Raw genomic sequence first — 13,323 nt, 5'->3', positions numbered from 1 at the left:
TTTAAACTTACAACTAAAATGATAGGTCATAAGGGCCTATGAACTTATTCCTTTAACTTTTTGCTATCTTCTTCAAGTTCCAAGAATTTATCAAAATCGCTTTTGTAGAGCTGGTCTTGTATAATTCTATATTTTTCAAACTCACTTTCTGCGTGTTTTTTAGCAAGAGCTGCCGAGACTTTTCCTGCATCGTTTAAGATTTCTTTATCCCATAATTGTAAAAATCCATTTAATCTTTTTTCCCAATCTTCCATTGTCATCGGGATATGTCTTTCGGCTTGTAATTCTGCCATATCCAAATAAGATGAAACAATTCTTTGCATTTGATTTAATTCTTCTTCGTTTAGATAATTTTTTGCAACGATTACATCATATTTATGAATTTTTGAATCTGGGGAGCCTTCCCAAGTTGTAAGTCCCATATTTTTATTTTTGTGATTGGCTCTATCTACAATTAATTCAGCTGCAGTTTTTCCATGAATTGCATAGTGCAATTTATTTTGAATAGCTGCAAAAAACCTTTTTGTTGCCTTTGCAGATGGATCATAGTCTAAAGATGTGGCATAGATATCTGTGATTTTTTGATAGAATCTTCTTTCAGATAATCGAATCTCACGAATTTTTACAAGTAATTTTTCGAAATAATCCTTGGTAAGCCTTGTGCCAGAATTCTTGAGTCTTTCATCATCCATGGCCCAACCTTTAATTGTAAAATCTTTTACAATTTGGTTTGCCCATTTTCTAAATTGGACGGCACGTTCATTATTTACTTTAAAGCCTACTGCAATAATTGCTTGTAGGTTATAGTGTTTTGTATTATATGATTTTCCGTCGTTTGCAGTTATTAAGTATTTCTTAATAACTGAATTTTCGTCTAGTTCGTTATCGTTAAATATTTTTTTTAGATGCTGATTTATTGCCGATACACTAACATCATAAAGAGCTGCCATCATCTTTTGACTTAGCCAAATATTTTCATCTTCATATCTAATTTCGATAGCTTCCTGGTCATTGCCACTAGCAGCAATAAAGGTTAAATATTCAGCTGCAGATGATTTTATTTGCTTGTGTTTTTCTGTAGGCATAGTTTCCTCCAAGTATTCATTCCATTTTACACAATAGGCTCTAGCTGGTTGCTTATGCTTGTATTGACTTATGTAAATTCCTAGATTTCTACTGGACTTATAAGCCTATTATAGTATAAAGATTTCTGGACGTAAATAAATTGCATGGGGGGAGAAGCTATTAAGAGGAATCCTATCTTAACCTGGTTGGAGATGGGGAAGGGGAAGAGAAAAGTTGTTGGGACAATTTAGCCAGAGATTATTTAGGCTACTTTCTTTTGAAGTGTGTATTTTACTTGAAAAGTGTGTTCATTTGCTGGGGAATGTATTATACTTATATATAATGGAAGATTGTGTATTTTTTTATATAGATGGTAAGAATTTGAAGGAGGAAACGTGACGAAACAAGTAGAAAGTTGGTTGGAACCGGTGAAAAAGGACCCGGAGGCTTTTGCCTGGTTCCGCAAACAAGTAGAGGATAAGAAAGAGGTCTTGGAGGCTCTTTTAGAAGATTTGGCCTACACCAAGGCCATCCACCGTTACTATGCCAAGAGAAAGTCCAAGGAGCGGTTTGTGTCCAATGCAAAAACCCGCAAGTATGCCCTGGATGAAATCTTGCTCCGGGACCAAATCAAGGACTTTAAGGGAATTGACCCCATCCACTTTTTGGCCTATGGGGAGGTTTTTTTCCAAAAGAACCAAGAGGCTAGGCACTCCAACCTGGTCTTGACTGCCTATGTCCGGGAGGCCATTGGCCGGATTACTGATGTCTTGCACCGGGGAGATGCGGTCTTTTTACGGGGGCACTTGGGAACGGGAAAGACGGAATTGGCCTATGAGGCCATGGAGGTTTTTTCTTTTGAGGTCCACTTAGACCAAGTCCTTTGGCCACTTTTGGACAAGGCCCAGGAAGAGGACTACCGGGAAATTTACCAAAGGGCCTATGACCAAGTTCAAGGGGAAAGTTTGCCTTCTCCCTACTTTATTTCCGGCAACAAGGACATCCGGGCTTCGGACTTATTTATTGAAAAGTCTCTGAAGTTGAAGGGGGCCTTGGAGGGCAAGAGCATCCAAAAGGCCTACGGAGAATTGGAGGCCTTAAGGGAAGAGTTGGGCAAGTCCCAAGGGGAAAAGGAAGTGGTCAACCAACTTTATAGCATGAAGTATGGGAACTTTGGTACGGAAGTTATTGACCTGCCCAAGGAGGTCTACCTGGCTATTAAGGAAGGCCGACCCTTAATCATTGACGAGCTCAATGCCATTCCCATGGAGCACCTTATTGCCCTCAACGACCTCCTACAAAAGAAACCGGGAGAATCGGTTTACATTACGGGCATTGGCCAAGTCCTTATTAAACGGGGCTTTGGTTTGATTGCAACGGGGAATATTTCTACAGAGTCTATTTTTTACGAGGGGACAGAGGACTTGAACCCGGCTTTTTCCAGCCGCTTTATTTCCTTGGAATATGACTACCTGCCCCAAAGTATTGACGACCGCTTTGCCAAGATGGAGGACCCGGGGAAAAACCAACTCTACCAGGTTTTGATTTCTCTTTTAACGGGGCAAGATGGCAGGCTCTACCTGCCGGGAGGCTTGAAGTCCATGGAAGAGCTCTACCGGTTGGCCCAATTGGCCAAGACCACCCAGCTGATTTTCTCCAACCGTTGGTATGACAATGGGGATATGGATGTGGAATTACGGGAAGGGGTTATGAGTTTGCGCCACCTGGTCCGGATTTTAGAAGAATGGGCCTTTGGGGAAAAGATTGACCTGTCCATGGCCCTCTACCAAGGCTTTATTTCTTCCAACCACAATGATGATGACGTCAACCTCTTGTTGGAATTGGCAGCCAATTACGGATTTTTCAAGTCTTCGGACGGCTGGACTGTCAAGCGACGGGGGGTAGGGGAACCGGCTCCCTTGAAGGAGGAATTGCGGTCTCGCCCCTACCACTACCTGCCCTTGGACTTGGAAGAAGTGGCCCGGGAGGACTTTTTGGCCCTCTTGTTTGGACCCCTGCCCCAGTGGGAGGAGGTCCCGGAAGAATTGGCTTCTGTCTACCAAGGTCAAGGAGTGGACCCAGTGGAATTTTTGGACTTTAAAAACCGCCTCCAGGACCTGGAGGAAAATACTTCTCTAGTAGAACGGCTGGGAGACCGGGACCAGGATGAAGTTTAATAGTTTTGTCAACCGGCAAAAGGAGGGGCTCTTAAAGCTCCGACTTATGGAAACGGATATCCATGCCAGCGGCCAGGTGTCCCAAGATTTTTTGGACACCCTGGATGATTTGGAAAGGCGGCAAAAGGGGGAAGAGGAAGAGATTATTGACTTCTTAAGCCGCCACCGGGCCATGGATATGGACTACCGGTTGACCTATGAAAAAATCCCCATGCCCTTTAAGGATGACCTGGTCTATATGGACACCTGGTCTGGGGCTGACTTTTTTGTCGGGGCCCATGGCAGGATTTTGGTCCGGCCCAGGGATGAAGAGGAAGAAGACCAAGAATTGGAAGGCTTTGACGGCCATGTTCTGGCTGTGGAAAAGATGGGGCCCAAATCCTATCTTTTGGCTGGCGGGGAGGGAATCCTAAAGAGGGTTTTTGAAAAAAATGGAGACTACCACTTGGAAACTGTGGACCAGGACCTGGGGCAAGACCTCCATTATATAAAGAGGGTCCAGGAGGGACTTTTGGTCTTAGGGTCCGGAGGCCTTCGGGGCCTGGCCCGGATGGAAACTTGGCAAAAATTGGTCTTGGTAAAGGATTGGACCTGGTCTGAGGAAACTTGGATTTTCGGCCAAGAAACGGACCGGGGGATTTTCTCTGTCAGCAGTGGGGGCGTCCTGGCCTTGGGAAATAGGCAAGTGGGAGACTTCGGTCAAAAGGCCCACGGGGTCCTATCCTGGCAAGGAGATTTTTTAGTCTATGGGGACCAGGGAAAGATTGCCCGTTTTTCCTTGGACCAAGAGGACTTTGTCCAAGACTATGAGGGAATTCAAGGTCCCATCTACCAGGCTCTGGCCTTGGATCTGGATACGGTTTTACTTTACCAATCCAATGGCAGGGCCTACCTCCTCCACCCGGACCAGGGGCTAGTGAACCAGGACCTGGATGGATTTAGTTCCTACATTTCCTCGGCCCGGCAAATGGAAGACGGGAGCCTGCTTTTGGGAGGCTGGAACGGCTTTGCCATGAAGGCCCGGGCTTCTAAACCGGAAAGTTTCCAGGACTATATGGAAAGATACAAGGAGTCGATTGGATGGGCTTAGAAACACTTTATGAATTTATAGCAGCGGAAAAAAGGGGGATGGTCCTCTATTCTAGAGACCCTCACTTTCTTGTGCTGGGGTCTACGGAAAATCCCAAGTTCCGGATTGACATCAAAGAAAAGCAACTCTTTGTTCCGGTCCAATGGTTTGACGAAGGGGGCTTGGCCACCAAAGAAATGGAGTGGAAAATCTACCATGAGCTGACGTCCTATCTCTTTTTAAAAGAGGACTACAAGTACCTGGCCCACCGCAAGGACCGGATTATGGAAAAGGCCCAGGACTTTAATTCTTGGATGGCCCGGGATCTCTTTCCCGGCAAGGACTTAAACCCCACCAGTGTTTTTGACTACATCCTGACAGAAGTCCGGCGCTTTTACCACCACCTGGACCGGATTGCCCAGGGGGTCCATCTGGCCCAAAGGCTGCCTGTCTACCGGGAAGCGGAATCGGCGGAAGCCATCTACCAGGTCTTGGTCCATGAGGGGGTTACGGACAAGTTAGACAAGCGGTCTCCCCACATCCAATACCTCTACAATATGGAGATTGAAGCCTTGACGGGCTATCCTCCCCAGGACTATGGAAATTATGAATTGATCCACAGGAAGATCCTGGGCAAGGACACCATTGACTTTTTAAAGGATGTCTGCCTCTACCCCCAAGGGGTCCGGGACGACCTCTTTGACGGCTACTTTTATCCCGTCTACCTGGAGCTTTGGATTGAAGAATTGGAGTCCCGCTACAAGGAGGCGGAAAAGAAATTCCAGGATGTCAAGGAAGAGCATAGGCTCATGAAGGTTATGGAGGACATGGACGAAGAGGAAGAAACCATTGACGCCATTGACCTCCAAGACCAGGACCAACTGGCCAATGAAGAATTGGACTCTCCTGACAATGACGACCAGACGGCCCAGGAGAGAAAGGACAACCGGATTGAGCACGAGATTCAAGAAATGGACAAGCACTGGTCCATAGAGGGGCGGACCCGGGCTGAATATGAGCAAATCAAAAAGGAAATCAACCCCCTGCGAAACCAAATGCAGACCTTTTGGAAGGAAATGTTGAGAAACAGCCTGCAATTTAAAAAGGTCTTTAAGCAGCCCTTGAAAAAGGGGAGCCTGATTATTGATGAATTTGTCCGGGGCTATCCGGACTACCAAGAGTCTATGCGGAAGGGGTCTTTGAATGACCTGGAAATTTACGGCCAATACCAAACCCGGGTCAAAAGCATGATCGGGGTAGACGGCATTGAAGTGACTCTGATGATTGACAATTCCGGGTCCATGGATGACATCAAACGCCACTATGCCAAAAGGGCCATGTCGGCCATGCTGTTTTCCCTCCAAGACCTAAATGCCTACCTGGTCCGTTATCGGAAGCTTTTGGGCAAGAGGACGGACATCAAGACCCAGGTCTACTATTTCGGGTCGGACTTTGAAGAGGTCCGGCCCCTGAGTCGGCCCCAGTCCTTTCAAAAGGAAGAAAAGCAGTGGTTGGACCTTATTGCCTACCTCAACGGGCTTTCGGGCCACACCCATGATGAAAAACCCCTCAGGGATGTCTATGAAAATCTCAACAAGGAACAAAAAGACCTCCTGGAAAAAAACAAACTCTTAAAAATTATCTTTGTCATTACCGATGGAGCCAGCAACGACAAGGAAAAGGTCAAGGAAGCCTTGGCCAAGTTGAGAAAAGAAAAAATTGTGGTTTTGGGCGTGCAAATCGGCCAATTGACAGAGGAAGAATTGAAGCAATTCAAGTATATCTGGCAAGAACCGGGCACCTCCCAAGGAATCATCCTGGGCCAAAACCTTTCCAAGCTTCCCCAGCTCCTTTTGGGTCAACTTGGAGACCTGCTAAACCTGATTAAATAATGTTTGGCAAGCTTTAGGAATTGTGTTAAACTATTTTCCGTATTAAAAGGAGTGGTGAAATGAAAATAACATCTGTTGTTGGCGTAAACTTTGGCGATGAAGGCAAGGGCCGGATGGTGGACTACTTTGCCGGCCAATATGACTATGTTGTCCGCTACCAAGGCGGAGACAATGCCGGTCATACGGTAAAAAATGAATTTGGGGAGTTTGCCCTTCACTTAATTCCATCGGGAATCTTCCACGAAAAGACGGTAAACATCCTAGGCCCCGGCATGGTGGTGAACCTGGAAAGCCTGAAAAGGGAAATTGACCAGTTGAAAGAGGGGGGCATCCATGTGGGCCCAGACAATTTGAAGATTTCCCACAGGGCCAGCCTACTTTTGCCCTACCATGTCCAACAGGACCAAGAAGAGGAAAAACGCCTCAAGGACAAGAAGTATGGGTCCACCAAGAAGGGGATTGCCCCGGCCTATGGGGACAAGTACATGAAAAAAACCATCCAGTTGGGGGAACTCTACAACATGGACCTGTGCAAGGATCACTTTGACCAGCTGGTGGAATATAAGAAGGAAGTTTTTAACTACCAATACGACTTTACAGGAATCTGGGACCGGCTGGTGGAATTAAGAGAGGAACTTTTGCCCTATATTGTAGATGTCTATGACATCTTGGACCAAGCGGTTAAGGACAAGTCCATCCTGCTGGAAGCCCAACTGGGGGCCATGCGGGATGTGGACTATGGAATCTATCCCTATACATCTTCCAGCAGTCCCTTGGCCTGCTATGCCCCCTTGGGCTGCGGCTATCCCAAGCTCAAGATTGATTCTGTAGTGGGGATTGTCAAGGCCTATGGCACCTGCGTAGGTGAAGGCCCCTTTATAGGGGAATTAACGGGAGACCAGGGAGACAAGTTAAGGGAGTTGGGCCATGAATATGGGGCTGCCACCGGTAGACCCCGTCGGATCAGCTACTTTGACTGTGTGTCCAGCCGCTATGGCGTCAACCTCCAAGGGGCGACGGAATTGGCCCTGACCAAGTTGGACGTCCTTAGTAGTTATGACGAAATCCCCATGATTGTGGCCTATAAAAAGGGAGACATCACCACCAAGGAATTTCCCTTTACGCCTATGTTGGAGGGATTTGAACCGGTTTATAAGACCTTTAAGGGTTGGAAGCAAGACCTTACAGGGATTCGATCCTACCAAGACCTGCCCCAAGAGGCCAGGGATTATATTGAGGCCATTGAAGGGGAATTGGGGACAAAAATTAAATACATCTCTATTGGACCGGCCCGGGATGAATTGATTGTAAGATAGGTGGAAAGAGGGAGAGAATGAAGCGGCGTCTATTGATTGCATGGATTTTTTTACAATTGTATATGTCCACCCTGTCCAAGATGGACGCCATGACCTTAAGGGGGATCCACCTTCTTTTTGTCCTTTCCCTAAGCGGTTTATTTTTTATCGACCATAAAAAGCTGTCCTATGTCTTTGCGGGCTTAAGTGCCTCGGCCCTGGGAGCCTTTATCTATCTCTACCCCCAACTTTCCCTAACTGGGGGCCGGTTGGGGCCTGTCCATATCTATTTGGGCCTGGCCATTATCCTCTTACTTTTAGTCATGGCCCTGAGGGTCAGCCGAGAATTGGCCTATATTTGCCTTTTCTTCCTGTCCTACCTTTACTGGGGCCGGTGGGTTCCAGGAATTTTAGGCCACGGGGGATTTTCTCTTTACCGGCTTTGTGACCATATGGTTTGGGGGAGCCAGGGGATCTTTGGCCTGGGGGCCGGGGTTTCCATGAGTTATATTTTCTTATTTGTCATCTATGGGGCCCTTTTAAAGGAGTCGGGTTTTATCCAGATGATCTATCAATTTTCCCATCGCTTTTTAGACCGGAGCCAGGGGGCCTGTGCCAAGATGGCCATCTTGGCCTCGGGGCTTTTGGGAATGATGAACGGGTCGGCTGTGGCCAATGTAGCCACCACAGGAACCCTGACCATCCCCTTGATGAAGAAAAGTGGTTATTCCAGTGAATATGCAGCGGCTGTAGAGTCTGCTGCCTCAACGGGAGGGCAGTTTTGTCCTCCCATTATGGGGGCTGTGGGCTTTGTTATGGCAGAGTACTTAAGTATTCCCTATAGCCGGGTTATGGTGGCCGGAGTTTTACCAGCGGCCCTTTACTATGTCAGCCTCTTTGTCCAGGTCCACTATGAGGCAAAAAAGGCCGGGATCCGAGGGGACCTGGTCCGGGAAGATTTTGATTTTTGGGACCTCCTACCCCTCTTGTCCATCCTCTGTCTTATTGTCTTAATGCTTATGGGCTATACTCCTATTTATAGTGTCCTCTGGGCCATCTTGGTCCTGGTGGTTACTATGCAGGCCCACCCTAGGAGGAAGTTTCGGGGGAAGGAATTTTTTGACGGCCTGGAAGAGGGGGGCAGGATGGCCTTGAAAATCAGCCTGGCCTGTATCTTAATCGGCCTCTTGATTGGGTCTGTGACCCTGTCGGGTTTTGGCATCAACTTCGGCCACCTGGTCCTGTCTAAGCTGGCAGGTAACTCCCTAATCCTAGGGGGAATTTTTGTCATGGTCTTAAGTGTGATTTTGGGCATGGGGGTGCCGGGAGTGGCGGCCTATATTATTGTGGCCTCTGTGGCGGTGCCTGTTCTTTTGGAACTGGGAGCTCCGGCCCTGGCGGCTCACATGTTTTGCCTCTACTATGCCGTCTTGTCCAACATCACTCCGCCAGTGGCCATCTCTTGTTACATGGCCAGCTCCTTGGCTGGGTCTAACCCTTGGAAGACGGGGCTTTTGGCCATTAAAATAGGACTCGTCGGATTTATTTTACCTTTTTTATTTTTATTGAATCCTATTTTACTGGGCCTGGGGTCTTGGACAGATATTTTTCTTCCGGCCCTTTCGGGGGTCTTGGGGACCCTTGCCTTGTCTGTGGCCCTAAGTGGTTACTTCAAGACCAAGCTGTCTAAGTTGGAGGGGGTCCTTCTCTTTATAGCCGGCTTAGCCCTTATGGTTCCCGGCCAAGAATCGGACTTCTTGGGCCTGGGGCTTGGGGCCTTGGCCTATGGACTCCATACCAGGAGGTGGAAAGTTGAAAAAGTTTAAGATTTTTTGCCTGGTTCTTTTGGCCTTCTTAACCACATCTTGCAGTCAAAAAGAAGAGGTCATCAACATTCCTACAGCAGCCACATCCGGCAACCTCTACCCCCTGGGAGCGGCCCTGGCCAACCTCTATAATGATAAAATTCCCGGTATCAAGGCCTGCAACCAAGCCTCCAATGGGGGCCTGGACAACCTCCACTTAATGGAAAGGAAGGAAGCCCAGCTGACTTTTGGTGTCAGCAATATTGTCTATGATGCCTATATGGGCCAGGGACTTTTTCAAGGCCATGCCAACAAGGACCTCCGGGTCATTGCCGGCCTCTACTACAATCCCAACCAAATCGTCGTTCGGTCCGACCGGGGGATTGAAGGTTTGGAAGACTTAAAGGGGCATTCATTTGCCCCGGGGTCTCACGGGTCCACAACGGAGACAGAATGCCGCAACCACCTGGGAATTTTGGGGCTGGACCCAGACCGGGACCTTAAGGCCCAATACCTGGGTTTTACAGAAGCTGGGGAAGAAATCCGCAACGGATCTTTGGATGGAACCTGGATCATGGCCGGGACACCAACGGCGGCGGTAACAGAGCTTATGACCACCAGCCCTGTCAAAATTTTGTCCCTGGATCCTGCCTACCTGGCCCGGATTCAAAAGGACTACCCCTGGTATGCAGCCTATACCATTCCCAAGGGGACCTATCCCAAGCAAGATCAAGATATTCATACAACAGCCATAAAAATGTTAATGTACACAGATAAAGACTTAGATGACCAAGTGGTTTACCAAATGTGCCGGGTTTTTTGGGAAAACATCCAGGACCTTCAAAAGACCATTCCCTCCTTAAAAGGAATAGGGGTTGAGGAGGCCTTGGAAGATATTTCCGACCTGCCAGTCCATCCCGGAGCCATGAAATACTACCGGGAAGTCAGTCCACAAGCCACTCATTGGGAGGAATAGAATGATAAAAATCAAGGAAGTAGCAAGTCAAAAAGACTATGAAGCCTTTGCAGACCTGGCCAGGGACCTCTACAAGGACAACCCCTACTGGGTCCAGCCCATTCGGTCGGATTACTTAAAGTACCTCCAGGGGCAAAACAATGATTTGGGCCTAACCCCCCACAAGCTTTTCTTGGCCTATGAGGATGGGAAAGTCCTGGGACGGGTCCTAGCCTATATTGACCAAGAATTAAACGACTACAAGGGGGTCAAGGTGGGTTACTTTAGTGAGTATGAAGCTGTAGACCGGCAAGAGGTGGCCCAGGCCCTCTTGGATGCCTGTGTGGATTTTTTCGCCCAACACGACATTGAAGTCATGCGGGGCCCCAACACCCTACCTGGAGGAGACGACCACCGGGGCTTTATTATTGATAATTTCCAAGAAGTTCCCTCTATTATGAATACCTACAACCTGCCCTATTATCCCGGGCAAATGGAGGCCTATGGCATGGAAAAGCACCATGACGTCTTTGCCTATACGGCTGAAAAAAGTGACCTCCAGGCCAAGGTGGACAGGCTGGAAAAAACCCTGCCCCTGGTGGAAAAGCGCTATAATTTCCATGTAGACACCGTGGATATTAAGGGCCAGCTCCAAAGGGAAAAAGACGACATCTACCAAATTTTACAAGAAGGCCTGCCTGAAGAATGGGAAGATTTTAAGCCCATTACCAAGGAAGAAATCGACAATATCTTTAACCAGCTGAAATTTTTTGCTGTGGAAGACCTCATTGCCATTGCTCGGACAGATGAGGGCCGACCCATTGGCTTTGCCCTGTCCCTGCCGGACTACAATGAACTTTTAATTGACTTTAAGGGCAAGTTGGGACCAGTCCAACTCTTAAAATTCTTCTTCAAGCGGAATAAGATCAAAAGGGTCCGGATGTTTGTGCTCTTTGTGGTTCCCGACTACCACCAAAAGGGGGTTTCGGCAGCCATCTACTACAAGGTCTTTAAAAATGCGGTAAAATTGGGCTATGAAAAGTTGGAAGGATCCACAATTTGGGACTACAACCAACCCATGATGAACGACATAGAAAAATTTGGAGCAAGAAAAAATATTGTCTACCGGGTCTTTAAAAAGAAGATTAAATAGGAATCATGGAACTTTCTGTTCCGGGAAATAAAACTTGGGGTGAGATTTGATCTCGCTCCTTTTTTATGGTCAAAAGCCCATGGAGGGGAAGGGGAGAAAGTGTTAAGAGGTTATTGAAATTCAATATCAATAGTCGTAATATAAAAATATAGCTAGGACAAGGAAAAGGAATTGGAAAACCGATACAGTATAAAAGAGGACGCTATGGAAAAGGGATATAAAAACAAGTTTACAGACCCCCAAACCCTGAAAAAAATTGCAGAAATTGAAGGGTCTAGGGACTTTCAAGAAGGATTAAATACCATAAAAAAAGAATTGGAGAAGAGGTCCAGTGGCCTCAGCCAGAGATGGATTATCATGGCCGGCCTAGCCCTTATCATGTTAAGGACCGGTTCCTATATTTTTTTAATCATCCTCATTGGCTATTATGTCTACAGCAAGAATACCGCAGAAGAAAGTAGGGTGGACATAAATGGGCCCTATGCAGACAAGGTCTTGCTGCCTATCTTGCAGGCAATCTTTCCGGGAACAAGTCTAGGCTATTTTGAAGGGATTGATGGGGACCTATTTCAAAAGCTCCTTCCTAAGTCTGAAGAATACGACTCCAATTGCCATATCATTTTTGCAGACCAATTTAAAACGGAGTTTTGCAACATGCAGGCCTACCACTATACAATCAACAGCAAGGGAGACCAGATAGCCAACAGGGATTTTGCCGGCCAGGTTATGATGGTTAAATGGCAAAGCAAGCTAAAGGGGCACATCCGCGTTGTCCCCCTCATAAAGAAGGGGGAAAACTACCAGCCTTATGGATCCAGGGAGGCGGAGGAAGGGGAAATTAAAACCGAGTCCATTGACTTTAATGGATCCTATGCCATCTTTTCTACAGATGATTTTTATACAAAATTAATCTTGGACCCAAGCCTGATTGAAATTTTCAATGACTGGAGCAAGAAGATGAAGCTGGCCCTGTATATGGATGAAAATTTTATTGCCCTGGCCTATGATTCCAACAGTAACTTGTTTTTGCCGCCGTCTAGCAAAAGGGAGGCGGAAGTCCTGTCTCTTGTGGGGGAATACGGAAAAGTCCGAGATAAGTTGGCTGATTTTTATGACTTGATTCATACGATTAGGGAAAAATTATAGGAGGTTTAAGATGAATAGGTCCTGGATTTATTCCCTTGTTTTATTCATTTGGATAGGAGGAATTTTTGCTGTAATGGAGGGAATTGCTTTGGATAAATATATTAGTTTGAATTTTTTGCCGGTGGTCTTGGTTATTCTTGTAGGGGTATTTTTTATCAAGAAGGTCAATAAATTGAAAAGATACCGCATCATCATTACTGAGTCTAAGAAAAATGTAGACATAGCCCTAGCAAAAAGGTACGATACCATTTCACAAATGTTAAAACTTGCGAAATCATTTGCCAATTATGAAAAGGCCACATTTTCCGACTTGGTCAAGCTGAGACAGGGGTCCAGCATTGGGGAATTCAACCAAGCCATCCAGGATCAAGACCAGGCTATAGGAAAGATTTACGCCCTGGCCGAGGCCTATCCCGACCTGAGGTCTTCCGAGGAGTTTTTACATTTACAAAAGGAAATAGACGATGAAAATGAGCAGTTGGCTGCGGCCAAAAGGATTGTCAATAGTAATATAAGTATTTTTAACCAAGAAGTGGTTAGCTTTCCAACCTCCATCATTGCAGGAATAAGCGGATTAAGGGAAATAGACTTTCTCAAGGAGGACAAGATTGACCAAAAGAAAAGTCTTGAGGACTTTGATTATGAAGTGAAGGCCTAGGGGCCTTCCTGGTGGGCAGGCAAGTTATTTTGAGGCAACCCTTAAGGGGAAGAATAAGAATGTGTGCTCACGGAGAAGAATATGCTCAATTCAGGAAAAAGAGGGAAG

Annotated in this window: 10 protein-coding genes; 9 read left to right on the top strand and 1 reads right to left on the bottom strand. The window is 46.6% G+C overall.

The window, feature by feature from the left end; genetic code table 11:
* Positions 1–44: 44 nt before the first annotated feature.
* Positions 45–1,085, bottom strand: a complete 1,041-nt coding sequence (locus BQ7400_RS03420; protein WP_072469485.1) for a virulence RhuM family protein — start codon at positions 1,083–1,085, stop codon at positions 45–47.
* Positions 1,086–1,460: 375 nt separating this feature from the next.
* Between BQ7400_RS03420 and BQ7400_RS03415 the strand changes: the two genes are divergently transcribed.
* The 9 genes from BQ7400_RS03415 to BQ7400_RS03375 all read left to right on the top strand — a co-directional run bounded on the left by BQ7400_RS03415 (position 1,461) and on the right by BQ7400_RS03375 (position 13,215).
* Complete coding sequence (locus BQ7400_RS03415) at positions 1,461–3,242, top strand: hypothetical protein (protein ID WP_072469484.1); 1,782 nt, start codon at positions 1,461–1,463, stop codon at positions 3,240–3,242.
* On the top strand, positions 3,232–4,332 hold the full coding sequence (locus BQ7400_RS03410) for a hypothetical protein (RefSeq protein ID WP_072469483.1): 1,101 nt from the start codon (positions 3,232–3,234) through the stop codon (positions 4,330–4,332). The genes BQ7400_RS03415 and BQ7400_RS03410 overlap by 11 nt, the downstream gene beginning before the upstream one ends.
* Positions 4,323–6,203, top strand: a complete 1,881-nt coding sequence (locus BQ7400_RS03405) for a vWA domain-containing protein (RefSeq protein ID WP_034440853.1) — start codon at positions 4,323–4,325, stop codon at positions 6,201–6,203. Before BQ7400_RS03410 ends, BQ7400_RS03405 begins: the two co-directional genes overlap by 10 nt.
* Positions 6,204–6,262: 59 nt before the next feature.
* Entirely contained in the window at positions 6,263–7,519 is a 1,257-nt protein-coding gene (locus tag BQ7400_RS03400) for an adenylosuccinate synthase (RefSeq protein WP_034440854.1), read from the top strand.
* A 17-nt stretch (positions 7,520–7,536) separates the two neighbouring features.
* The gene (locus BQ7400_RS03395) at positions 7,537–9,324 is read left to right on the top strand and encodes a TRAP transporter permease (RefSeq protein ID WP_072469482.1); all 1,788 of its coding nucleotides are present in this window, start codon (positions 7,537–7,539) and stop codon (positions 9,322–9,324) included.
* Positions 9,311–10,279, top strand: coding sequence for a TAXI family TRAP transporter solute-binding subunit (locus tag BQ7400_RS03390; protein ID WP_072469481.1), 969 nt, complete (start codon positions 9,311–9,313; stop codon positions 10,277–10,279). The genes BQ7400_RS03395 and BQ7400_RS03390 overlap by 14 nt, the downstream gene beginning before the upstream one ends.
* A gap of 1 nt (position 10,280) precedes the next feature.
* On the top strand, positions 10,281–11,411 hold the full coding sequence (locus BQ7400_RS03385) for a GNAT family N-acetyltransferase (protein WP_072469480.1): 1,131 nt from the start codon (positions 10,281–10,283) through the stop codon (positions 11,409–11,411).
* Positions 11,412–11,615: 204 nt separating this feature from the next.
* Entirely contained in the window at positions 11,616–12,557 is a 942-nt protein-coding gene (locus BQ7400_RS03380) for a DUF3137 domain-containing protein (RefSeq protein ID WP_072469479.1), read from the top strand.
* Between the two features lie 10 nt (positions 12,558–12,567).
* The gene (locus tag BQ7400_RS03375; RefSeq protein ID WP_083553260.1) at positions 12,568–13,215 is read left to right on the top strand and encodes a LemA family protein; all 648 of its coding nucleotides are present in this window, start codon (positions 12,568–12,570) and stop codon (positions 13,213–13,215) included.
* Positions 13,216–13,323 lie beyond the last annotated feature (108 nt).

Origin of the sequence: Urinicoccus massiliensis (genome assembly GCF_900120405.1) — a bacterium.
Lineage (GTDB): Bacteria > Bacillota > Clostridia > Tissierellales > Peptoniphilaceae > Urinicoccus > Urinicoccus massiliensis.
This window is presented reverse-complemented; position numbering and strand designations above follow the sequence as displayed.